General features: G+C 68.0%; 19 protein-coding genes. 12 read left to right on the top strand and 7 right to left on the bottom strand.

The genetic code is table 11. The features are described from left to right. From D183_RS23670 to D183_RS0100520, 8 genes are all read left to right on the top strand, one after another. Positions 1-227: hypothetical protein (locus D183_RS23670; RefSeq protein WP_039725742.1), on the top strand; the 227-nt coding region annotated here is incomplete at its 5' end. 299 nt (positions 228-526) lie between these two features. Continuing rightward, the gene (locus D183_RS0100550; RefSeq protein ID WP_017907267.1) at positions 527-1,132 is read left to right on the top strand and encodes a GNAT family N-acetyltransferase; all 606 of its coding nucleotides are present in this window, start codon (positions 527-529) and stop codon (positions 1,130-1,132) included. Beyond that, positions 1,129-2,013 (top strand): carbon-nitrogen hydrolase family protein, encoded by an 885-nt coding sequence (locus D183_RS0100545; protein WP_017907266.1) that lies wholly within the window; start codon positions 1,129-1,131, stop codon positions 2,011-2,013. The genes D183_RS0100550 and D183_RS0100545 overlap by 4 nt, the downstream gene beginning before the upstream one ends. 161 nt (positions 2,014-2,174) lie before the next feature. Then, positions 2,175-3,581, top strand: coding sequence for a glutamate--tRNA ligase (gene gltX / locus D183_RS0100540; RefSeq protein ID WP_017907265.1), 1,407 nt, complete (start codon positions 2,175-2,177; stop codon positions 3,579-3,581). A 16-nt stretch (positions 3,582-3,597) separates the two neighbouring features. Continuing rightward, a complete protein-coding gene (locus tag D183_RS0100535; RefSeq protein ID WP_017907264.1) occupies positions 3,598-4,086 on the top strand; it encodes a transcriptional repressor in 489 nt (162 codons plus the stop codon). Positions 4,087-4,377: 291 nt separating this feature from the next. After that, positions 4,378-5,526, top strand: a complete 1,149-nt coding sequence (locus D183_RS0100530; protein WP_017907263.1) for a winged helix-turn-helix domain-containing protein — start codon at positions 4,378-4,380, stop codon at positions 5,524-5,526. Between the two features lie 239 nt (positions 5,527-5,765). Next, positions 5,766-6,818, top strand: a complete 1,053-nt coding sequence (locus tag D183_RS0100525; RefSeq protein ID WP_081613219.1) for an XdhC family protein — start codon at positions 5,766-5,768, stop codon at positions 6,816-6,818. After that, on the top strand, positions 6,818-7,423 hold the full coding sequence (locus tag D183_RS0100520; RefSeq protein WP_017907261.1) for a nucleotidyltransferase family protein: 606 nt from the start codon (positions 6,818-6,820) through the stop codon (positions 7,421-7,423). The genes D183_RS0100525 and D183_RS0100520 overlap by 1 nt, the downstream gene beginning before the upstream one ends. A 267-nt stretch (positions 7,424-7,690) precedes the next feature. On the opposite strand, the gene D183_RS0100515 is transcribed toward D183_RS0100520, so the two are convergent. From D183_RS0100515 to D183_RS0100500, 4 genes are all read right to left on the bottom strand, one after another. After that, positions 7,691-9,886 carry a xanthine dehydrogenase family protein molybdopterin-binding subunit gene (locus D183_RS0100515; protein ID WP_017907260.1) on the bottom strand — a complete coding sequence of 732 codons (2,196 nt, stop codon included), beginning with the start codon at positions 9,884-9,886 and terminating at the stop codon, positions 7,691-7,693. Between the two features lie 22 nt (positions 9,887-9,908). Next, positions 9,909-10,910, bottom strand: a complete 1,002-nt coding sequence (locus D183_RS0100510) for an FAD binding domain-containing protein (RefSeq protein WP_017907259.1) — start codon at positions 10,908-10,910, stop codon at positions 9,909-9,911. Next, positions 10,897-11,730 carry a 2Fe-2S iron-sulfur cluster-binding protein gene (locus tag D183_RS0100505; RefSeq protein WP_017907258.1) on the bottom strand — a complete coding sequence of 278 codons (834 nt, stop codon included), beginning with the start codon at positions 11,728-11,730 and terminating at the stop codon, positions 10,897-10,899. The genes D183_RS0100510 and D183_RS0100505 overlap by 14 nt, the downstream gene beginning before the upstream one ends. A 342-nt stretch (positions 11,731-12,072) precedes the next feature. After that, on the bottom strand, positions 12,073-14,463 hold the full coding sequence (locus D183_RS0100500) for a TonB-dependent receptor (protein ID WP_017907257.1): 2,391 nt from the start codon (positions 14,461-14,463) through the stop codon (positions 12,073-12,075). Positions 14,464-14,916: 453 nt separating this feature from the next. Between D183_RS0100500 and D183_RS0100495 the strand changes: the two genes are divergently transcribed. Together D183_RS0100495 and D183_RS27155 are read left to right on the top strand one after the other, a co-directional pair. Further along, entirely contained in the window at positions 14,917-15,249 is a 333-nt protein-coding gene (locus tag D183_RS0100495) for a DMT family transporter (RefSeq protein WP_017907256.1), read from the top strand. A 669-nt stretch (positions 15,250-15,918) separates the two neighbouring features. Beyond that, entirely contained in the window at positions 15,919-17,394 is a 1,476-nt protein-coding gene (locus D183_RS27155) for a hypothetical protein (RefSeq protein ID WP_157835128.1), read from the top strand. A gap of 133 nt (positions 17,395-17,527) precedes the next feature. Here the strand turns inward: D183_RS27155 and D183_RS0100485 are convergent, their stop codons facing one another. Next, positions 17,528-19,600: a TonB-dependent receptor gene (locus D183_RS0100485; protein ID WP_017907254.1), complete on the bottom strand. Its 2,073-nt coding sequence runs from the start codon at positions 19,598-19,600 to the stop codon at positions 17,528-17,530. A 155-nt stretch (positions 19,601-19,755) separates the two neighbouring features. On the opposite strand from D183_RS0100485, the gene D183_RS0100480 reads away from it, so the two are divergent. Beyond that, complete coding sequence (locus D183_RS0100480; RefSeq protein ID WP_017907253.1) at positions 19,756-20,169, top strand: MerC domain-containing protein; 414 nt, start codon at positions 19,756-19,758, stop codon at positions 20,167-20,169. A gap of 111 nt (positions 20,170-20,280) precedes the next feature. Then, a complete protein-coding gene (locus D183_RS0100475) occupies positions 20,281-20,466 on the top strand; it encodes a 30S ribosomal protein THX (protein WP_017911843.1) in 186 nt (61 codons plus the stop codon). Positions 20,467-20,655: 189 nt separating this feature from the next. On the opposite strand, the gene D183_RS0100470 is transcribed toward D183_RS0100475, so the two are convergent. Together D183_RS0100470 and D183_RS0100465 are read right to left on the bottom strand one after the other, a co-directional pair. Continuing rightward, positions 20,656-22,089, bottom strand: coding sequence for a chloride channel protein (locus D183_RS0100470; RefSeq protein ID WP_017907251.1), 1,434 nt, complete (start codon positions 22,087-22,089; stop codon positions 20,656-20,658). A gap of 226 nt (positions 22,090-22,315) precedes the next feature. Then, positions 22,316-23,581, bottom strand: coding sequence for an alkaline phosphatase family protein (locus tag D183_RS0100465; RefSeq protein ID WP_017907250.1), 1,266 nt, complete (start codon positions 23,579-23,581; stop codon positions 22,316-22,318). Positions 23,582-23,713 lie beyond the last annotated feature (132 nt).

Genomic DNA, 23,713 nt, shown 5'->3' with positions numbered 1-23,713 from the left:
CGTTCCTGGCCGGCGCGCTGCAGGCGCGTGCGGCCTTGCCGGGCGATGCCGCGCCGTGGCGCTACTGCCCCTGGCGCGCGGTGCGCCGCGATCCGGCCTGGGCGATGGACGTGGAGCGGTGCGGGGACACGCCTGCGCCGGGGTTCGTGACCTGGGAAGCGGAAGGCCGCGCGCGCTTGCTGGTGCTGCCGGCACAGGCCGCGCTGCTGTGCCGCTGGTGGCGCTGAGGCAGGGCACCCGCATCGATCGCCACCACGGCGGGCGGATCGGTCGGATGGTCATCGGCCATTGACGGCAGAAACACCGACGGTGGCGGCACGGATGCCGCCACGGGTCACAGGACGGGCAGGGACGCCCACGCAGGGAGGCGGCAAGGGCGCACACGCCAAGGCGCCGCAAGCAGGGCAAGGAAGCGCGTGCGCCACAGGACGGGCAGGACGCCCGCGCAAGGACGCGGCAAGGAGGCACATGCAAGGGCATCGCCAGGCAGGCAGCGCCAGGGAAACGCTTGCGGTAGAGTGCACGGATGCACTCTCCGCTCTCCATTCAGCGCCTGCGCGGCGCCGGGATCGTGCCGTTCCTGGAGGCGGTCGCGCAGCTGCGCATCGTGGTGTTCCGCGACTGGCCCTACCTCTACGACGGCGACCTCGGCTACGAACGCGAGTACCTGGCCGCCTATGCGGCGTCGCCCGACAGCGTGTTCGTGCTGGCGCGCGACGGCGAGCAGGTGGTCGGTGCCTCCACCGGGCTGCCGCTGGTCGACGACACCGAGGCGTTCGCCGCGGCCTTCGCCGGCAGCGGCATCGACCCGGCCGAGGTGTTCTATTTCGGCGAGTCGGTGCTGTTGCCGCAGTACCGCGGGCGCGGCGCCGGCCATGCCTTCTTCGACGAGCGCGAGGCGCATGCGCGCGCGCTCGGTCGCTTCCGCCTGACCGCGTTCTGTTCGGTGGAGCGGGCGCCCGACGACCCGCGGCGACCGCCGGACTACCGTGGCAACGACGTGTTCTGGCGCAAGCGCGGCTATCAGCCGCAGGCTGCCTTGCGCATGCATCTGCCGTGGAACGAGGTCGACCGCGGCGAGACGCCGCATACCCTGGGTTTCTGGACCCGCGCGCTGGAGCCTGCCGCATGAAAGTCGCCGTCGCCAAGTATCCGATCGGCGCGCCCGCCGACTTCACCTCCTTCGCCGACAAGCAGGCCGCCTTGCTCGGCGAGGCCGCGCAGGCCGGCGCGCAGCTGGCGGTGCTGCCGGAGTACCTGTCGCTGGAACTGGCCGCGACCTTCGGCGCCGAGGTGTCGGCGCGGCTGCCGGCCTCGCTGGCGGCGATCCAGGCACTGCATGCGCCGTACCTGGCCTTGTTCGCCGACCTGGCACGGCGCCATCGCCTGCACGTGGTCGCCGGCAGCTTCCTGCTCGACATGGGCCAGGGGCGCTACCGCAACCGCGCCTACTGGTTCACCCCGGACGGCGGCCACGGCTGGCAGGACAAGCTGCAACTGACCGGCTTCGAGAAGGCCACCGGCCTGATCGACGGCGGCGAGGCGCTGAAGGTGTTCGAGGCCGAGGGCGTGCGCGCCGGCGTGGCGGTGTGCTACGACAGCGAGTTTCCGCTGCCGGTGCGTGCCCAGTACGAGGCCGGGGCGCGGCTGCTGGTGGTGCCCAGTTGCACTGACACCGAGGCCGGCGCCACCCGCGTGCGCGTGGGCTGCCTGGCGCGGGCGCTGGAGAACCGCATCTTCGTCGCTCAGTCGGTGACCGCCGGCGTCGCCGAGTGGAGCCCGGCGCTGGACGTGAACACCGGCGAGGCCACGCTGTACGCGCCGATGGACGCCGGCTTCCCGGCCGACGGCATCGTCGCGCAGACCCGCGGCGAGCAGGTCTGGGCGATCGCCGAGCTGGATTTCGCCGCGTTCGAGGCCAGCCGCGCCAATGCGCAAGTGGCCAACGACCGCGACTGGCGCGGGCAACTGGCACCGGCCGTGCTGCGCGCGGAACTGAGCCGCTTCGCATAGGAGCGTTTCCCGCAACGTGCCGCGCCTCGGCGTGCCATGCCCTGTTCCCGGGGCGAGACGCTGCTTGACCAATCCCGAATCCCCAATCCCGAATCCCGCGCGCCGGCAGGCGCCTGCTCGGCAGGGTAAAATCGCCCGATTCCCGTCGTTTCGAGCGTTCCATGGCCTGCCGCACCCGTTTCGCCCCCAGTCCCACCGGTTATCTGCACATCGGCGGCGCGCGCACCGCGTTGTATTGCTGGCTGGAGGCGCGCCACCGCGGCGGCGAATTCGTGCTGCGGATCGAGGACACCGACCGCGAGCGCAGCACCCAGGCGGCGATCGACGCGATCCTGGAGGCGATGGAGTGGCTGGGCCTGGATTACGACGAAGGCCCGATCTACCAGACCCGGCGCCTGGACCGCTACCGCGAGGTCGCCGAGCAGTTGCTGGCGCAGGGCCAGGCCTACTACGCCTACGAGACCCGCGAGGAACTGGACGCCATGCGCGAAGCGGCGATGGCGCGGCAGGAAAAGCCGCGCTACAACGGCGCCGCGCGCGAGCTGAACCTGCCGTACCGCGACGATCCCAACCGGGTGATCCGCTTCAAGAACCCGACCGAGGGCGTGGTGGCGTTCGACGACCTGATCAAGGGCCGCATCGAGATCGCCAACAGCGAACTGGACGACATGGTGATCTTCCGTCCCGACGGCTACCCCACCTACAACTTCGCGGTGGTGGTGGACGACTGGGACATGGGCATCACCGAGGTGATCCGCGGCGACGACCACATCAACAACACCCCGCGGCAGATCAATATCTACCAGGCGCTGGGCGCGCCTGTGCCGAAGTTCGCGCACATGCCGATGATCCTCGACGAGCAGGGCGCCAAGCTGTCCAAGCGCACCGGCGCGGCCGACGTGATGCAGTACAAGGACGCCGGCTACCTGCCGCACGCGCTGATCAACTACCTGGCGCGGCTGGGCTGGTCGCACGGCGACCAGGAGCTGTTCGGGCGCCAGGAGCTGATCGACCTGTTCGACGTCAAGGACGTCAATTCCAAGGCCGCGCGCCTGGACATGGCCAAGCTCGGCTGGGTCAATCAGCACTACCTCAAGAGCGACGACCCGGCGACGATCGCGCCGCAGCTGGAGTTCCAGTTGCGCAAGCTCGGCATCGACCCGGCCGCCGGCCCGGCTGCGGCCGAGGTGGTGGTGGCGCTGCGCGAGCGCGTGCAGACGCTCAAGGAAATGGCTGAGAAGGCCGAGGTCTGGTATCGCCCGCTGGCCCGCTACGACGACGCAGCGGTGGCCAAGCATTTCAAGCCGGGCGCCGAACTGGCGCTGGGCAAGGCACGCGAACTGCTGGCCGCACTGCCGCAGTGGAATCTGGATGGTGTCGCCGCCGCGCTGCACGATACCGCCGCCGCCCTGGAGATCGGCATGGGCAAGGTGGCGCAGCCGCTGCGCGTGGCCATCACCGGCACCCAGGTCAGCCCGGATATCTCGCAGACCGTGTACCTGGCCGGTCGCGAGGAGGCCTTGAAACGCATCGACGCCGCGCTCATCAAGATCCCAGCGGGAAGCTGATTCCCGGGAGACCGCCATGTCCAGCAAGAAGACCGCCTGCACCGAGCCGCACCACCACGTCCACGACGCTGCCGACTTCGTCAAGGTGGTGGAGCGGGTGAGCCGCGAGCGCGGTCTGCGCCTGACCCCGATCCGCGCCAACGTGCTGCGGCTGATCGCCGAGGCCGGGCGCCCGGTCAAGGCCTACGACCTGCTGGAATGGGTGCGCGAAGGCAAGGGCGTGGGCGCCGACGCGCCGCCCACTGTGTACCGCGCGCTGGATTTCCTGATGGCCAACGGCTTCGTGCACAAGCTCGAGTCGGTCAACGCCTTCGTCGCCTGCCACCATCCGAGCAGTGCCCAGCATTCGGTGCCGTTCCTGATCTGCGACCGCTGCCACAGCGCGGTGGAGCTGGAGGACCGCGACGTGGTCAGCCAGCTGGAGCAGCGCGCCAAGGCGCTGGGGTTCCAGCCGCAGGCGCAGACCCTGGAAGTGCACGGGCTGTGCGCGAAGTGCGCGGGCTGAGCTCCGTGCCGACATTGCGATACGTTGCAGGCCTGCGGGACATGGCATCCGATTGATCTGAGCCTGGCTGAATAGCTGTCGGCAATGCCTGCTATCACCGCAACGCGGGCACGTCCTGTCCGCCGTGACGTGTGGCGGTAGTGTGCTACACGCGTTCCGGTGCGGCGTTGCCGCGCTGGAAATCGGAGCGACGGCGAAGCGGAGCCCCGCAGCGAGTGCCTGAGAACCGCGTTGCGCGTCCGGGGTTGCTATTCTGATCGGCGCTACCGCATTGCCAGGAAGGTCGTTCCGATGCGCACTCCCGTCGCTTCCGTCCCGCTCGCGCCCGACCGGGCGCGCGCGCTGTGGCTGCATGCGCAGCGCCTGACCACGCCGGCACCGTTCGGCAGCGGTGCCGAAGCGGTGCGGCAGGCGACCGCGCACCTGGGCTATGTGCAGATCGACACCATCCACGTGATCGCGCGCAGCCACCACCACGTGCTGTACACGCGTATTCCCGAGTACCGCGAACGGGATCTGGAACAGGCGCAGTCGCAGGACAAGTCGCTGTTCGAGTACTGGACGCATGCGCTGGCCTACGTGCCGGTCGCCGACTACCGCATGTACGTGGCGCAGATGGCGCGCCGACGTGCACAGGCCGACGTCAGGGGCACGGTGGATGCGCAGGACTATGCGCGGCTGTTGCGGCGCATCCGCAACGAGGGACCGTTGTCGATCCGCGACATCGACGACGAGGTGCTGGTCGAGAAGACCCACCCCTGGGGCAGCCGCAAGCCGTCGCGGGCCGCGTTGCAGTACGGTTTCTTCAGCGGCGACCTGGTGGTCAGCCAGCGCAGCGGCATGCTCAAGACCTACGAATTGGCCACGCGGCATTTCGGCTGGCGGCAGCGGCCGCGTCCGGCCAGCGACGCGCAATATGCGCGTTACCTGCTGCAGCGAGCGTTGCGCGCGCAGGGCATCGTCGGTGTGGAGTCGATCTGCTATGGCGAGACCGCCGCCAAACCGGCGGTGCGAGCGTTGATCGCCGCGGAAGTGGCGCGCAAGCGCCTGATCCCGGTGCATCTGCAGGGCCAGGAAGGCATGGCCCTGTGGGCCGAGCCGGAGCTGCTGGACAGTACACCGCCGCCACTGGATCCGACGCGGGCGCAGTTGCTGTCGCCGTTCGATCCGTTGGTGATCCAGCGCAAACGGTTGCAGCAGTTCTTCGGCTACACCCATCGCTTCGAGGCCTATGTGCCGGCGCAACAGCGGGTGCTGGGCTACTTCGCGCTGCCGGTGCTGGTCGGCGACCGCATCGTCGCCGCACTCGACCTGAAGATGGACCGTCGCGCCGGCCGCCTGCTGATCCAGCAGTGGACCTGGCTGGAACCGCGGCGACCGGCGCTGCAGGCGAGGATCGACGCGGCGCTGCAGAGGTTCGAGCGCTTCCATCTGCTGTAGCCGGGTGCTGCCGCCGCAGGGATATGGCTTGCGGCGGTGCAACTCGCGCCAAGGGCATCCGCGGCGCAGCGCCGGACTTCGGCAGGATGCCGCGCATTTACGATCGCATGCCTACGTCGGTTGCCGCCCAAACGTACCGCTGTTGCCGCGAACCGACGCCCACGCACGGCGGCCAGGGTCACCTCGTGACCACAGGCCGCCGCTTAGGCTCGGGTTTCCCACGTTGCCTGTGCCGCCGCATGTCCGCTGCCCGACACTGTCTCCATGCTGCAATCGACGCCTGCCGCCGCGGCACGCCCGCGGTCCTGGCCGTGGCGATGGCCCGCGAAGGCTCCACCTACGCGCATGCTGGGGCGATGGCCTTGTTCGGCCCCGATGGTACGCAGCAGGGTTGGCTCAGCGGCGGGTGCCTGGAGCCGGAGATCGCGCGCTGCGCCGCGGAGGCCGCCGTCGCCGGCATGCCGGTGTGGATGGAGATCGATACGCGCGAGGACGAAGACCTGCTGTCGGGTTCGTCCGCCGGTTGCCGGGGCCGCCTGCACCTGGCTTTGCTGCCGCTGCTCGCCTTGCCGGGCTTCGACCGGCTGGCCCAGGCCTGGCTGCAGGGGCGCGGTGCATTGACCCTGGCGCTGGAGGCCGACGGTCGCATCGCCGCCAGCGTGGCCGAGCAGGCGTTGCGGTGGTGCCTGCCTTGGCACACGCTGTCTGTGGCGCTGCCGCGGGTCGGCGAAGTGCAGGTGCCGCCGCCGCCGAGGGTCAGCGTCTTCGGTGCCGGCCCGGAAACCACCGTGTTGCTGCCGCTGCTGCGTCAATTGGGCTGGATGACCACCCTGGTCGAGCAGCGGCCGCGCTGGTCTGCGTTGGCGGCGCTGGCCGACCGCGCCCTGGCATGCACGCCGACCCGCGCACTGGCCGACTGTGACGGCAGCGATGCGGCACTGGTGATGCACCACAATTTCGAACTGGATCGCGAAGCGCTGGACGCGCTGGCCGGCAGCGCGATCCCGTTCCTCGGCCTGCTGGGGCCGGTGCGGCGGCGCGAGGACCTGTTCCGTTTGCTGAGCCCGACGCAATGCGCGCAGCTGTCGCCGCGCCTGCATTCGCCGATTGGGCTGCGCCTGGGAGGCAATGGCGCGGAAGCGATCGCGCTGAGCATCGCCGCGCAGTTGCAGGCCAGCCGGGCGAAGCCGCCGCGGCTGAGTGCGGTCGCGCAGGCGAGCGACAGGCCGCGGCGATCGCACCGCGATGCGCTGACGGCAGCGCCGCGATTGCTGGCCGAAGGTGCCAGGTGATGGCGCAGGCGCACGCGGCGCTGATCCTGGCCGCGGGCGGCAGCCGCCGCCTCGGCCGTCCCAAGCAGACGCTGACCCGCGACGGCGAGCCGCTGCTGCGCAAGGTCGTGCGCCTGGCGCTGTCCACGGCGCCGGCGCGCTGCGTGGTGGTGCTGGGTGCGCAGGCCGAGGCGCTGCACCCGCTGCTGGAGGGGTTGCCGGTGGAATGCGTGCGCAATCCGGACTGGTCCACCGGCATGGGCGGCAGCCTTGACTGCCTGCGTGCGGCGGTAGGCGACGATGCCGCGATCACCCACAGCCTGGTGCTCGGTTGCGACCAGCCGGCGTTGGCCGCGGCGCATCTGCAGGATCTGCTGGCGGCGGCCTCACGGGCGGCGTCCGGTTGCGCGGTGAGCGCCTACGCCGGCGTGCGTGGCATGCCCGCGGTGGTGGCGCAGCAGCGCTGGCGCGCGCTGCCATTGGGCGGCGACCAGGGCTTGCGCACGCTGTTCGCGACGCTGGCACCGGATAGCCTCGGTTGCATCGTCGCGCCGGCGTTGGCGCTGGACCTGGACACGCCGGAGGATGTACAGGCGGCGGTGGCGAAAGGGTGGCTGGATCCGTAGCGGCCGCCGCAGGGCGCGACGTAGCGATGGTTCCTGCAGGACTTGCTGCGGGATGCGATAGATGCAGCGAAGGCTTCCGTCAGACAACGGTCGACGTTGGATGGCGTCCTACTTTGCTCTTTGCAACGGAATGCCACCTCTGATGACTACGGAAGCGATGTCGCAGGAGCGGCTTCAGCCGCGACAGGCGCTATGGGTAACGTCTGTCGCGGCTGAAGCCGCTCCCACGAGGGATAGGGCGAACGGCGCAGCAAGCGGCGCTCGTGCTCAGCCGATCAACTTGTCCGGGGTGATCGGCAGGTCGCGGATGCGCTTGCCGGTGGCGTGGAACACGGCGTTGGCGATGGCCGCGGGAATGCCGACCATGCCCAGTTCGCCCATGCCCTTGACCCCGAGCGGATTGACGATGGTGTCGTCCTCTTCGACGAACATGGTCTGGATCTCGTGCACGTCGGCGTTGACCGGCACGTGATAGTCGGCCAGCGAGGCGTTGAGCATGCGCCCGTAGCGATGGTCGATCTCGGTGCCTTCGCTGAGCGCCATGCCGATGCCCATCACCACGCCACCGATTTCCTGGCTGTGCGAGGTCAGCGGATTCATGATCTTGCCGCAGGCGGTGGCTTCGATGACCCGCGTCACCTGCACCATGCCGGTGTCCGGATCGACCTTGACCTCGATGAACTGCGCGCCGTGTGCGGCGGTGGCGTACTGCTTGCGCTCGGCCGAGGGCTTGGATTCGTGCACCACCTCCAGTTCCTGCAGGCCGTGCTGGCGCATCAGCTTGGCGACCTCCAGGCCGGCCTCGGGCTTGCCGGTCGGACGCAGCTGGCCATCGACCAGTTCCACCGCATCCATATCCAGCCCGCTGAATGCCGCCTGCCCATCCTGCCTGGCCAGCTCCAGCAGCTTGCCGCGGATCTCGCGCGCCGCGCCGTGGATTGCGCTGCCGACGCTGGCGGTGGTCCACGAGCCGCCCTGCGCCGGCGCCTTCGGCAGGCGCGTGTCGCCCAGTTCGAACTGCACGCGCTTGGCGTCGATGCCCAGATACTCGGCGGCGATCAGGGTCATCACCGTGTAGGTGCCGGGGCCGATGTCGGAGGTGGCACTGCCGACGCGGGCGCTGCCGTCGGCCTTCAGCACCACCCGAGCCAGCGCCGGCATCTGCATCGACGCCCAGGTGCCGGTGGCCATGCCCCAGCCGACCAGCAGGCGGCCGTCGCGCATGGAGCGCGGCTCGGGCGTGCGCTTGCTCCAGCCGAAGGTCTCGGCGGCGAGCGCGTAGCATTCGCGCAGCGCCTTGCTCGAGAACGGCTTGCCGCTCTCCGGGTCGGTCTCGGCATAGTTGGTCAGGCGCAGTTCCAGCGGGTCCATCTTCAGCGCATAGGCCAGTTCGTCCATCGCGCATTCGAGGCCGAACATCTGGCTGATGGTGCCGGGCGCGCGCATCGCCTGCGGCGTCGGCAGGTCGGTCTCCACCACCTCGAATCGATCCTCCACGTTCGGGCAGGCGTACAGCGAGCGCGCGTTGCGGAAGAAGGCCTCGTTGAACGCCTCGATGCGCGAGGTGTTGAGCACGTGCCGGTAGCGGATCGCCTGCAGCGTGCCGGCGGCGTCGGCGCCCAGCCCCAGTTCCACGCGGTAATAGGGGCGGTAGCCATGGCCGCTGAACATCTGCCGCCGGGTGTAGACGATCTTCACCGGCAGGCCGACCGCCTTGGACACCGCGCCGAGCAGAAAGGTGTAGTAGTTGGGTCGCAGGCAGGAGCCGAACGCGCCGCCGACGAACAGCGAGACCACATTGACCTTGTCCACCGGAATGCCGAAGTAGCCGGCCAGCTGTTCGCGGTCCTGGTAGACGTTCTGGCTCTTGTTGACCACGGTCAGGGTGTCGCCGATCCAGTAGCCGATGCCGCCGTGCGGCTCCATCGGGTTGTGATGCTCGACCGGCATCGTGTACGCGGCCTCGAGCTTCACCGGCGCGGCGGCGAACGCGGCGGCCGGGTTGCCGCGCGGCTTCGGCGAGTCTTCTGGGGTCGGATCGTGCGCCTGGTCGAGCAGCGCGTCGAAATCGGTGTGCGCGGCTTCGGTGGCGTACTCCACCTGGATCAGCCGCGACGCATGCCGCGCCTGCTCGAAGGTGGCGGCCACCACCACGGCGATCGGCTGCGCGTTGAAATGGATGCGGTCGTCGACCAGGGCACGGAACGACAGATCCTCGCCTTTCTTCTTGACCGCGTCGGAGACCGGCTTGATCGCATTGAGATGGGTCAGCACCTTGATCACGCCCGGCGCGGCTTCGGCGGCGCGGGTGTCGATGCGCACGATGCGGCCCTTGGCGATGGTGCTGGTGAGGATGTAGCCGTGGACCAGATGCGGGATCTGGAACTCCGCCGCATAGCGCGCCTTGCCGGTGACCTTGGCGTAGCCGTCGACGCGGCGCATTTCCTTGCCGATGTAGTTCATTGCCGGTTCTCCGGTTGGCCGCTCACGCGGCGTCGCTGCCGCTGGCGCGGTGCAGGGCGCGGACCATCGCGTGCGTGCCCATCGGGATCTTGTAGGCGTTGTGCGCCAGCGGCCGCGCCGCGGCCATCTCGGCCTGCGCGGCGGCGGTGAAAGCGGTCTCGCCGACATGCTGCCCGACCAGCGCACGTTCGGCGGCGCGTGCGCGCCAGGGTTTGTGCGCCACCCCGCCCATGGCGATGCGCGCCTCGCGGATGCGCCCGTCCGGTTCCAGTGCCAGTGCCGCGGCCACCGAGATCAGTGCGAACGCGTAGCTGGCCCGGTCGCGCACCTTCAGATAGTGGCTGTGCGCGGCGAAGCTCTGCGCCGGCAGGGTGATCGACTCGATCAGTTCGCCGTGCGCGAGCTGGTTGTCGACATCGGCGCGCGCCTCGGGCAGCAGGTGGAATTCGGCGAACGGAATCTCGCGCTGGGTGCCGGCCGGCGTACGCACCTGCACCGTCGCGTCCAGCGCGGCCAGCGCCACGCACATGTCCGACGGATGCACCGCCACGCAATGCGCGCTGTGGCCGAAGATCGCGTGGGTGCGGTTGAGCCCCTCGCGCGCGCCGCAACCGCTGCCGGGTTCGCGCTTGTTGCAGGGCAGGGCGGTGTCGTAGAAGTAGCCGCAGCGCGTGCGCTGCAGCAGGTTGCCGCCGTTGCTGGCCATGTTGCGCAGTTGCATCGTGGCCCCGGCCAGGATCGCCTGGCTCAGCAACGGATAGCGTTGACGCACCAGCGGATGGTTGGCGGTCTGCGTGTTGTTGGCGAGCGCGCCAAGGCGCAGGCCGCCGTCGGCGGTTTCGGCGATCTCGGCCAGGCCCTTGAGCCGGGTCAGGTCGACGATCTCGTCGGCACCGGTCACCCCTTCCTTCATCAGGTCGAGCAGGTTGGTGCCGCCGCCGAGGAAGCGCGCGTTCGAGTTGGCGGCGACACGGCGCACCGCGTCCTCCGCCGAGGTCGCGCGCTGGTACTTAAACGGCGTCATCGGCCACCTCCTTCGCCATCTTCAGGGCGGTCAGTTCGGACTGGTCGACATAGCGCCAGGTCAGCGGCCGCGGCGCGCCGCCGCTGTGCACGTCCTGGATGGCGGCGACGATCTTCGGGTAGGCGCCGCAGCGGCAGATGTTGCCGCTCATGCGCTCGCGCACCTCGGCGTCGCTGAGTTCGGTGACCGGCCGGCTGACGTCGGCGCTGACGTGGCTGGCATCGCCTCGCTTGATCTCGTTCAACAAGGCCACCGCCGAGCAGATCTGCCCAGGCGTGCAGTAGCCGCACTGGAACCCATCGTGCTGCACGAACGCGGCCTGCATCGGATGCAGTCGCTCGCCGTCGGCCAGGCCCTCGATGGTGGTGATCTGGGTGTCTTCTGCCTGTGCCGCCAGGGTCAGGCAGGAGAGGCGTCGCTCGCCGTCGACGATCACCGTGCAGGCACCGCACTGGCCATGGTCGCAGCCCTTCTTGGTGCCGGTCAGTGCCAGGTGTTCGCGCAGCGCATCCAGCAACGTGGTCCGTGGATCCAGCTGCAGGTCATGGCGCTGACCGTTGACCTCCAGGACCACGGGCAAGGCGTTCTGCGGTGGCGCGGCCTTGGCGGCCGGCGCGGCAAATGCGGCCTCGCTGAAGAGGATCTGTCCGCCCGCGCTGCTGAGGCCGGCGGCCGAGAGCAGGGCGAGGAATTCGCGGCGCGAGAGGCCGTTGATGCCGAGCCGGCGCGCCAGGGCGGCTTCGTCCTCGCTCAATGGGGTGTCGCGCGCGCTGTCGGCGGCGCCGGACGCGTCATCGGTACGGTGGGGCTCATGCTGCATCGGTCTCTCCTGCCTGGGGGACCGCCACCGCACGCGCCGGGGCGCAGCAGGGAGCGAGTCGACCTGGGTAGCAGCGCCATCGCGACGCCGACGTGCGGGCACGCATCGGCACCCGAGCGCGAGCATCGCGGCGGGACCGCGAAGGGACTGCGAAGAGAACGCGAAGGGAGGGTGTCGAGGCAGTGATACGGACGGGTGGCCGTACTGGCTCGGCATGCGCGTGCATGCGCTCCCGTAGATACCGTCGCCGCCACGACAGGCGCGCGATTGCGCCTGTCATGGTCGGCGCCACGCGACGCCAGGGCAGCGATGGCGTCGCGTGCGTCTGCGATGCGGCAGGCGCTACCAGCGATACGCCACCGACGCCTGATACTGGCGGCCGGCGATCGGGCGGCCCATGAACACGCCGCCGGTGGCCGCGCCGGGCACGCGGACATTGCCTTCGGTCAGGCCCAGGGTGTCGGTCACGTTGCTGCCGCTGACGGTGAACTCCCAGTGCTCGCCGCTGTGCAGGCTGGCACCGACGTCGAGCATGTCGTAGGACGGCAGGCGCTGGCTGTTGGCCAGGTCGGCGTAGCGTTCGCCGATGTAGGAATAGGTCGCGAACACGCGCAGGTCGCCGAACGGCAACATCCAGTAGTAGCTCGGCGTCAGCCGGAACTGCCGCTTGGGCTGGCGCATGACCTGGTTGCCGGTGTATTCGCGGTAATTGCGGTACTTCGCGTCCAGCCACACCCCCGTCCCGGCCAGTTCGAAGCCGCCGAATGGGCGGATCGCGCCTTCCACCTCCAGGCCGTAGGCGCGCGAATCGCCGACCGTGGTGAAGTTGCTGCCGTTGGCCAGGAAGGCCTGGAACGGCGAATTCTTGAAGGTGTTGTAGAACGCGGTCAGGTACAGATCGTAGTTGGCCGCACCCGACTTCAATCCCAGTTCGTACTGCCGGATGTCCTGCACCTTGGTCTGGCCGTCGCGCAGATTGTCGAAGCCGGGAAACTTGACCCCGGAATTGACCCGCGCGAACACGCTGTTGTGCGCGTCGAGCTTGACGTTCAGGCCGGCGGTCCACGACAGCGCATTGTCGTCCTGGTCGATGCGCCGCGCGCTCGGCAGCGAGATCGAGGTGGCATTGTCGTAGAGCGTGGCCGGATTGCCGTCCAGGTCCACGGTGGCGGTGTCGTGCACGGTGCCGGTGACGTGCTGGCGTTCGTAGCGCACGCCCAGGTCCAGGCGCAGGCGCTCGTCCAGTTCCCATTCGTCGGCGACGAACACCGCGGCGTTCTCGCCCTCGTAATGCGCGCGCAGCGCCAGGAAGGCGGTGCTGGTGAAGCCGTCGCGCGTCGGCTGGCGGCCGTCGTCCAGGGTCACGTCGATGCGCCGCGCATGGTTCTGCGCGGTCAGCAGCATGGTATTGCCGAGGTACCAGGTGTCGTTGGAGGTGTACCTGGCGTAGTAGCTGCCCACGGTGAGCGTGTTGCCGGCGAACAGCGTGCGGCTCAGGCGCAGATCGTTGGTGAAGGAGTTCAGGCGCTTGTCCACCGACCACCAGCCGGCCTCCAGCACTTGTTGGTTCGGATCGACCGCGCCGCCGCCATTGGTATAGCGCGCGCTGCCGGTGCTGCCGTAGCCGGCGATGAAGTCGCCCAGCCGCTGCGGCGCGTTGCCGGTGAACAGCGCGTAGGTCGGCGCGGTGCCGCCCATCACGTTGAAGCGGTCGGCGACGGTCCAGTCGCCCACCTCCCAGTTCAGTTCGCCGCCGAACACGTCGATGTTGACGCCGCGGCCGTCGCCCAGATCGCGCCGGATGGTCTGGCCGTTGGGGCCGACCGGCAGGGTGACGTTGCGGAAGTCGTTGCTCAGCAGCGTGCCGTGCTGCGCGTCGAGGCCGGGAAAGCTGGACACGTCGCTGCCGTTGTTGCGCGACAGCAGCGGGATCGCGGTGTAGAAGGCGTTGTTGTCGTCGGTATGGCGCGCATAGAACGACAGCTCGCCGCTGTCCCAGCGCTTGCTCAGGGTGGCGCTGAACTGGCCGCCCTTGTCGGCGGGGAACTGCGGGTCGCGCACGCCGTCGGTCTCGCGGAAGAAGCCGCCGACGCTGTAGTACCAGCCGTTGCCCATCGGCCCGCTGTCGAACAGATCGATGCGGCGCAGGGCATCGCTGCCGCCGGTGAGGCGTACGCTGCCTTCCGGCTCGTCCTGGCCTTTCTTCTGGATGAAGTTGACGGTGATGCCGGCCTGGCCGTTGGAGAAGATCGGGCTGGAACCGCCGCGCAGCACTTCCATGCGTTCGATGGTGTCGTCGGTGCGGAACAGCGTGGAGTTTTCCAGGAACGACAGGGTCGGCGGCGGGAACAGCGGCGCGCCATCGAGCTGGAAAGTGACGAACGGCGCATCGCCTTCGGAGGGCATGCCGCGCACGAAGATGTTGGCGCCGGTGCCACCGCCGCTGGGCTCGGCCCACACGCCCGGCACGATCTTCAGCAGGTCGGCGCTGCTCTGCGGCACCGCCTGCTGGATCTGTTCGGGTGTGGCGGTGGTGATCGAGAAGCTGGCGTCGCGCTTGCGCAGGCCGCTGAAGCGCGCAGTGCCGCTGACGACCACGGTATCCAGGGTGGTGGCGTCGGGTTGCGTTGCCGGCGCGGCGGGGGCGTCGGCGGTCTGCGCCAGCGCGGGGGGCGCGAGCAGGACGGCGGCGATGGACAGGGGCAGCAGATGACGAAGCGGCGCAAGATGCATGAAGAATCTCTCCTTTCTTCATTCGGAACGATCGGCCGGGATGCGGCACGCGCGTGCAGCGCGCGGCCGCGTCGCATCGGCCGGTACGGCGCGAAGCAGGGGCGACGCGCGGCGCCCTTTGTAACGCCGTCGGGCGATCGGACCGTTGTGCAGCGCGGTACAGGCCGCGTTTGCGTGACGGGTTGCCCAGGCAGATCGCCATCGCACCGCAACCTATGGCGTGCGCTGCGCAGGGCGGCGTCGCTTCGATTGGTCATGCGTGTGGCCATGCGTGGCGTCGCAGGAGGGACGCAGCGGTGCCAGAGACGATCCCGGAACGCCGATCGCGGTCGATTTCCAGAAGGGCACAACGCGCCGCTCCTGCGCAGCGTGCATCCGGGGCAAGGGCCGTCGCCATCGTTGCCACGCGCCGCTTGCTATCGTGGCGCGCTGCGCGTCCAGGAGTGTCCTGCAATGAAGAACTGGCTGTTCCTGCTGGTGGCCATCCTCGCCGAGGTGGTCGCGACCTCGGCGCTGAAGGCCAGCGAGGGCTTCACCCGGCTGTGGCCGACGCTGCTGGCGCTGTGCGGCTATGGCATCGCCTTCTATCTGCTGTCGCTGACCCTGCGCAGCGTGCCGGTCGGCGTGGCCTATGCGCTCTGGTCGGGCATCGGCATCGTGTTGATCTCGCTGCTGGCGTGGTGGCGGTTCGACCAGGCGCTGGACCCGCCGGCGATCGTCGGCATGGCGCTGATCGTCGCCGGCGTGGTGGTGATCAACGTGTTCTCGCGCAGCGCGCCGCATTAGCCACGCCATGAGGGCGCACTTGCCCAAGGAAATCCGATAGGTGCTGAGATACGGTGGGGTTATGCAAACAAAGACCGTTCTGGCCTGTCTGAGAAAGGCGGCGTGAGAACGGCGATCGACGACTGAAGTCTGCTGTTAGTGGGCTCCGATGGCACTGTTCCGTTGTCGCTGTATGCTGATCCCACCGGCTAGCGGGGCAGCCACGTGTGTGATGGCTCGCATGCGGGAGAATTCTGAGCCTGACGGCGAAGCTTTCCGTGGGAAAACAAGGATTGCAGGGGGCGTGTGGAAGAGAAAAAGAAGTCGTATCCGGATGCGGTTCAGTCGAGGGCGAAATGACGCGGCAAACTACCGCTCCGTTGTCCAATTGAAACATGGTGAATTTTTCCGGAAAGCCTTGATTTGCGTGACCTGGCTGTCGTCCCAAAAAGAATTTTATTTATTTGGGAAAGCTCGCATTTGACCGCTTTTCGCTAACAGAAGATATTGGCTTCAGTCGCGACACTATCTGATTCGGGGCGAGTGCGGACTTGCTGCATTATGGATGGACGAAGCCGGAAAGCTGCCGTGACAGCAGGGTCCGGTGTGCGCCGTCCTTGATCGAACTCACAAGAAAAAAGGGGGTGAACGCGCATGTCTCAAACAAAGTTGGATATGGAATGTTCGAATGTGTTTATCGCGACCAAAGTCTATAATTGGCGCGGATTGCATGTCTCTTATCATGCCAATAATTGCTGGATTCCTTGCGACGAAGGCAACCAGCATTTTCGGGCTTTGCGTGAAAGGATTGCAAAAAAACTCTGCGAAGAGCTAGAGCCTCGTATCACGTGGGCCAGAAAGGTCTATTCTTCCGAAGGACGCCTTACCGGATATGACTGTGAGTGTGGCTTTATTCCTCACAACTTTCAGAACCATTTGTTTCAACTACTTCGCTCTGCGATCGAATCTGGAATTTGTCAGGTCGAGGAGCCGAGAGGAATCGACGAGAGTATGTCGAAGATCAATAGCCTTATTTTTTGCGTCGTTCTAGATCGAGGTTGGCAGCATCTAGTAGGTCGGCTAGAGAGATTATTTGAGTATCGGGCCAATCCTGACAGTGATCCAGTGGCTTTGCAAGTAAGGCTTCAAAACCTGCCGGCCGAAGCGGGTGATGTATTTCCCTTGGTCTGCGAAGCGTTGGGAGCTGAGCCGCCCGAGCATCCGGTTTTGCTAAAATACCTCAATGCAGCCATGATCGAAGTCGAGATTTCTGTAGCGCATTTATTAAAGATTTTTAGAAGTGAACTTGCGCGCATCGACGAGCGGATTGCACCCTTTGTAAATGACCAGTTAGAGCAGCATTTGACGCGCTCAGGTAGAAGTAAATCAAGGGGGCCATCAATCGATTGGCTGATCCAAATGGCTCCTAGTTACCTGACTTACGCCTTGGCCGACACAGCCAATGTCGCGCTTCAAGCGTTCGCGCTCGAATATGGAGGTAACGTTCCTGGACATGTGATGGAGGATGCGCTGTTACGCGCCCATCTCACCTTTGCGCGACATGGCGACGGCTCGATAAGACTTTCGCAATTTAAGCACCAAGGTGATAATTCGTTTAAGGTGCAAGGGCGTTGGGAAGGAGGGGCGGCGTTGGCAATCGTGTCCAATGAGCAGCGTCGTAAAGTCGTCGATCTTCAATTTGTTTCTTCGCGGGTTCAGCGGCTTTTCCAATCGGGGTTCGCAATGGAGGCTTTGGTTCTCGCGAACGCAGCCTTTGAAGTTGTGGTTGAGCGTTATCTTGCCTTTGTCGTCGCGATTGATCCCATCGCTGAAGATAAGGTCCAAAAGCAGGGGCAACGGAAGAACCTTGAATTGATAAGTAAAATAGTTTTGGCCGAAACAGAGCCTGATTTGCGAGGTGCGGAATTTAAGGAATTCGTCTCGGTGATGTTTGAGGCGAACACGATGCGAAATAACTACCTTCATCAGCTTGTGCCTCCCAGCCAAGATCCTTGGAAGATTGCAGAGCTTGACCGTATTGTGGGGCGTGTTCTGCCGTTTCTAACGGAACCGTTTCGATCAATGAATACCCTTGGTTGTCTTTGCCAATATGGTGGGCCACGGCAGGAGACGACACTCCTTTTGCTGGCCGAACTCAATTCTTGAGCCGGCTCTCATTTCCTTCCGAGCCCTAGACAAAGTTGCCTTGGCCGGAGAGGGTAAGTGCGCCTCAGGGCGATTGGCCAAAAAAAGAGGCCGCCCGAAGGCGGCCTCGTCACGCTGCAGCGAAGCTGCCCGATCAGAAGAACAGGCGCACGCCGAACGAGGCGCTGCGGCCGGGCAGCATGACGTCGTCCTTGAGGAACGAGGTATGCACGCGCGCATCCTGGTTGGTCAGGTTGTTGCCGTCCAGGAACACTTCCCAGGCGGTGCTGCCGGCATCGACGTGATAGGCCAGATGCGCATCGACCAGGGTGTAGCCGGCGGTCGGGGTCTCGTTGACCGCCACCTTGTCCTGCTTCTGGTAGCGGGTCGCGCCCAGCGCGGCGCGCCAGTTGCTCACGTCCCAGCGCAGCTGCGCGCCGTAGCGCGCCGGCGCGATGCGCGGCAGGTTGCCGCCGTCCTTCAGGCGTGCGCGCACGGTGTCGCCGAACACGCGCAAGTCCCAGGCGCCGCTGTCGTTGTCGGCCAGGTGGAAGGTGGCCTCGCCCTCGAAACCATGGAACACCGCATCGGCCTGGGTCCACTGGCGGATCGGCAGGAAATCGTTGTCCTCCTCGTGGAACCACTGGCCGCCAGTGTCGACGATGTAGATGAAGTCGTCGTAGCGGTTGTAGTAGCCGGCCACCTTGGCGTCGACCCAGTCGTTCTTGAAGATCAGGCCCAGTTCGGCCTGGTTGGCCTTCTCGGTCTTCAGGTCGGGGTTGCCGATCTCGTAGGCGAGGGTGGCGATGTGCGGACCGTTGGCGAACAGTTCTTCTTCGGCCGGGGCGCGCTCGGCGTGGTCGAGGTTGGCGGTCAGACGCCACTGCTCGTTGAAGCGGAAGCCGCCGCTCAGCGACAGGCTCTTCGGAGTGAAATCGCGGTCCACGCCGGTGTCGGTCTCGTACTTGGTCCTGTCCACGCGCGCGCCGACCTCGGCCTGCACGCGGTCCCAGCTGTTGCGCGCGAGCGCGAACACGCCGACGGCGCGGGTGTCGGTCTTCGGCACGAAGGCTTCTTCGCCGGTGGCCTGGAAGGTCGAGTCGCTGCCCTGCACGCCGACCGCGGTCTGCCAGCCGCCGCCCAGGCCGAAGGAGGCCTCGACGCGGCCTTCGTTGGCGCGCTTGTCGAACTTGGTGCCCACTTCCGCGCCTTCGAACTCGGTATGGGTGTAGGCGGTATGGCCGAAGCTGTAGCGCAGTGCGCTGCCGTCGCCCCACGGGTCGTTCAGCGCACCCTTGAGCTCGAAACGGTCCTGGTGCAGTTGTAGCGACACGCCGCGCTCGCCGGCGGCCGGATCGCCGGGCTCGCCGGGGTTGCCGTAGTTGTCGCGGAAGCGCGAGATCGACACGCCGACGAAGCCCCAGTCGCCGGCCAGCGAACTGCCGATCGAACCGACCTTGGACTTGACGAACGAGTTGAGCTGCGGGCCCTGCGGCGTGTCGTAGTCCTTCAGGTTGCGGTACACGCCGTCGGCATGGATCGACAGGCCACTGCCGTTGCCGGCATCGACGCGGAACATGTCGGTGTTGCCGCTCTTGTCGCCGCCTTCCCAGCGCGCTTCGGCACGACCGTGCACGCCGTCGACCGGAGTCTCGGCGATGCGCCCGTCGACCACGTTGACCACGCCGCCGATGGCGCCGGAGCCGTACAGCAGGGTGGACGGACCCTTCAGTACTTCGATCTGGTCGGCCAGGAACGGCTCAACGGCAGGCGAATGATCCTGGCTGACCGTGGACACGTCCTGCGAGGACAGGCCGTCGTTGAGCACCGCCACGCGCGGGCCGTCGAGGCCGCGGATGATCGGCCGGCCCACGCCGGGGCCGAAGTTGGAGCTCTGCACGCCCGGCAGGCTGGCCACGGTCTCGCCGATGCTGGCGCCGCGGTTCTCGTCCAGGCGCTCGCCGGCCAGCACGTCCACCGGCTGGCTCAGCGCACCGGCAGCATCGCGCAGCGGGCTGGCGGTGACCACCACCTGGTCCATGTCCTTCACGTGCCGGTCCTGCCTGTGGCCTGCGCCGTGGCGGCTGTCGCTGGCCGGCGGCGTGGCGTCGGTCGCGGTCGTCGCGGTGGTCGGGTCGGCGGCCAGGGCCAGCGACGGGCTCAGCAGGCCAAGCAGGGCCAGGGACAGGGCGGAACGGCGGAGCAGGACGGGACGGGGAGAGGGCATGGGCATTCCATTAGGAGGGACAGTCGGGGGCGACGTGCGCGCTGCCGGCACCGCACAGCGGCGGTGGACGGTCGGGGAGGGGGCACGGGACGCGCTGGTCGCCGGCGGCCGAATGTTATATTATTCCGTAACACTTTCAACCCGTGCCGACCGTCATGTCCTCATCGTTCGATCTGCGCGCCGCGCTCGACCGCCTCGGCGCCACCGGTTCGCTGCTGTGCGCGGTGCATTGCGCGGTGTTGCCGCTGGCGCTGGCGGTGCTGCCGTCGCTGGGTCTGGCGATGTGGCTGGGCGAGGGCGTGGAGCGCACCCTGGTCCTGTTCGTGACTTGCCTGGGCCTGTTCAGTCTGGTGCTCGGGTATCGCCGGCACCGCGTGTGGCAGGCGCTGGGATTGCTCATCCTCGGCTTGCTGGCGCTATGGGCCGGGCTGCTGGTGCCGGCGCTGCATCATGCGGTGGCGCCGCACGCGGCGATCATGACCTTCGGCGGCACCCTGGTCGGCCTGGCGCACCTGCTCAACCTGCGCTTGAACCACGGCCACGTGCACGACGCAAGCTGCGCCCATTGAGCGCACGTGGTAGGCTTGCCGCCCTTGCGCGAGGGCGCTGACCGCGTTGGCCTCGCCAAACCCCGTGCATCTCGCGGGGGTTTTCGCAAACACATTCAGGAGTCGATGAGCATGGGTAAGGGTGACCGCAAGACCGCCAAGGGCAAGCGCTACAACGCCAGCTACGGCAATTCGCGCTCGCACAGCGTGAGCAAGGTGGCCGTGGGCGCTGCATCGCCGGCCGCGAAGAAGTCGGTGGTCAAGGCGCCGGCGGTGAAGAAGGCCGTGGCCAAGAAGACGGTCGCCAAGGCCGGCTGAGCCAGCCACCGGTTGCGACGAAGAACGCGGCGCTTGCGCCGCGTTTTTTTATGCCTGGCGTCCATGCCTGGAGGGTCGCCGTGAGGCGGAGAGAGATGGCCCTGCAGCGAGGAGGGTGGAGCGGGAAGCGCACTCCCCGGTCGTTCGTTCGTCGCTCAGGACACGCGGCCGCTCGGGGCGAGCCGCCGCTCAGTGCGGACGCGGCGCGCTGGGGCCGTCGTCGCGGTCGTCGTGGTCGCTGCCGGCCAGGTCGGCCACCAGCGAGGTCGGCGTTTCCTCTTCCGCGGGCGGCGTGGGCGCCGGCGGTGGCGCCACCAGCAACAGTTCGGCCAGGCCGCGGTAGATCGGCGTGCGGCAGACCAGCGCCGAAGCGCCGCGGGCGATCAGCACCGTCGCCAGGATCGGCAGCAGCATGTCGCTGCTGTCGGTGAGTTCCAGCGAGATCACCGCCGAGGTCAGCGGCGCCTGGGTGACGCCGGTGAGATAGGCGCACATGCCCAGCAGCACGAAGATGCGCGGGTCCACGCCCGGCATCAGCACGGCCAGGTTGTGGCCGAGCCCGGCGCCGACCGCCAGGGCCGGCGAGAACAGGCCGCCGGGGATGCCGGCCACGTAGGACACCAGGTTCGCCAGCAGTTTCATCAGGCCGAACTCGTGGCCGACGCTGGCGTGTCCCTGCACCAGGCTGCGCGCCTGTTCGTAGCCGGTGCCGAACGCGCCGTTGCCGAAGATCAGGCCCAGCAGCACCAGCGCCAGGCCGCACAGCGCGGCCAGCAGCACCGGCTGGCGCCGGCGCAGCTCGCCCAGCCAGCGCGGCTTGCCGGCGACGGTGAGTAGCACCATGCGCGCGAAGGCGCCGCCGAGCAGGCCGGCGACCACGCCGCACAGCAGGATCGCCAGCCACGCCTTGCCCAGCGGCAGGCCGGCGGTGGCGACCCGGCCGAAGTAGGTGTAGTCGCCGAGCAGGCCCAGCGAAATCACGCCGCCGACGATCACCGCGGTCAGCAAGGTGCCGGAGAAGTGGTGCTCGAAGCGTCCGCTCAGTTCCTCGATGGCGAACACCACGCCGGCCAGCGGTGTGTTGAACGCCGCGGCGATGCCGGCGGCGCCGCCGGCCAGCAGGAAATGGCTGGCCTGGCGCGCATCGCGAAAGCCGAACCAGCGCCCGAACACGTACATCAGGCTGGCGCCGACGTGCACGGTGGGACCTTCGCGGCCGATCGAGGCGCCGCCGAACAGGGCCATGGTGGTCAGCATCAGCTTGCCCGCGGACACGCGCAGCGACAGATTGGCCTGGCGGAAGCCGTCGTCGGGACGTTCCAGCGCGGCGATCACCTGCGGGATGCCGCTGCCGCGGGTGGGGCGCAGCGCGCCGTTGGTCAGCCAGGCCAGCAGGGCGAACACGCTCGGGGTCAGCAGCAGCGCCCACCATGGCGAATGCGCGGTGATGCGCTGGAACACGTGGAAGGCGGCGTCGCTGGCCTTGGCGAAGACGATGGAGACCAGGGCCACCGCCACCGCGCCGCCCCACAGCACGGCGCGCTGCTTCCAGCTCTCCTGCGAGATCAGCGGGCGCAGACGATGGCGCAGGCGCGGCGGTTGCGCGGAGTCGGGCGAATGCATGCCGCCATTGTCGCACGCGTTGCCATGGGCGGGCGTCGCCGCGCCGCGACCGTTGTCGTGGCGCTCAGGGCGTGTCACCCATTCCCGAGTATGCCGCGCGGCCTGCCAGACCCAACCCGAAGGGCCGCGCTTGCGCGCGCCCGTGGCCGCGTCATCGCGCGGGCGTGGACGCTTGCCACAGGCACGCGCAAGCGCGGCGCGGCATGCTCGGGGAGTGGTGGCCCCCCTAGCGCAGCGCCGCCAGCAGCGCCTGCGGATCGCCGTCGTTGGGGGCGGCGGGAATGCCGAGCAGGCGGGTCAGCAGCGGGTAGACGTCGACGTTGTCGATCGGCGCCAGGGTGACGCCCTGGCGGAACGCCGGGCCACGGGCGACGAACACCGCGCGCATCGACGGCAGTGCCGGGTCGTAGCCGTGGGAGCCGCGCAGGCTGCGCGGCTTCTCGGCGATGCGCGCACGCGGCAGCGCATCCCAGCCCTCGTGCATCTGGCACACGATCGGCGGGATGCGCGGATTGCTGCCGTAGTGCCAGCGCGCCGGCAGTTCGCCCTTGCGCCAGCAGTCGTACTGCGGATGCGCGCCGAGCAGGCGCGCCTCGGCCGCGGCCTCCTGGCCCGGGCGCGGAACGATGCCCACCGACTGCCCGTAGCTGATCACCGTGACCTGTTGCGGCGGGACCATCTCCTCGACCGCCAGCACCTGCTTGGGCGGTACCGCGGCCATGCCGTGGTCGGAGACCAGCACCAGGTTGATCCGGCCCAGTTCGCCGCGCTGCGCCAAGCCGTCGAGCAGATGTCCGATCGCCGCATCGATCCTGGTGACGGCCTGCGCGTATTCCCGCGACTCCGGGCCATGCTCGTGGCCGGCTTCGTCCACCTGTTCGAAGTACAGGGTCAACAGCTGCGGACGCGGTGCGCTGGGATCGTCGAGCCAGCCCAGCACCTGGTCGACCCGCGCGTCCGGCGGCATGTCCGCGTCGAAGGCCTGGCGGCGGCTGGGGCGCACGCCCTGGATGGCCGCCTCGCTGCCCGGCCAGGCCCAGGTCGCCGCGTGCAGGCCGGCCTTCTCGACGCCGATCCAGATCGGCTCGCCGCCCCACCAGCGGCCATCGCTGACCGCGGCGCGATCGCTGAGCTGGAACGTGCCCAGCAGCGGGTCCTGCATGCTGTTGTGGACGATGCCGTGATGGTCCGGGCGCAGCCCGGTGGCGATGGTGTAGTGGTTGGGGAAGGTCAGCGACGGATAGGAGGGCGTCATCCACTGCGCGCGCACGCCGTCGTGGACCATGCGGCTCAGGTTCGGGGTGATGCCGCGATCGAGCATGTCCGCGCGCAGGCCGTCGATCGAGATCAGCAGCACCGGCGTGGGCAGCCTCGCCGGTGCGGCGGCGCTGGGTGCGGCGGCCGCGTGCGGCGACGTGGAGGGGGTGGAGGCGCAGGCACCGAGCAGCAGGGTGGCGCAGACGAGCGTGGAACGCAGGACGGAGGACATCATCGCGGCATCATAAGGCGCGGACGGTGACGTGGCGAAGACAGCGCCTGCGGCGCGCGTGCATCGGTATCCGGGGCGCGCGATGCCGCAGCGCTTGCGGCGTCGCCGCCGCCGCCGCAGGCTGCGACGCTCAGC

The organism is Xanthomonas sp. SHU 199, assembly GCF_000364665.1.
Classification (GTDB): domain Bacteria; phylum Pseudomonadota; class Gammaproteobacteria; order Xanthomonadales; family Xanthomonadaceae; genus Xanthomonas_A; species Xanthomonas_A sontii.
Note: the sequence above shows the minus strand (reverse complement) of the source record. Positions and strands in the feature narration are given on the sequence as shown.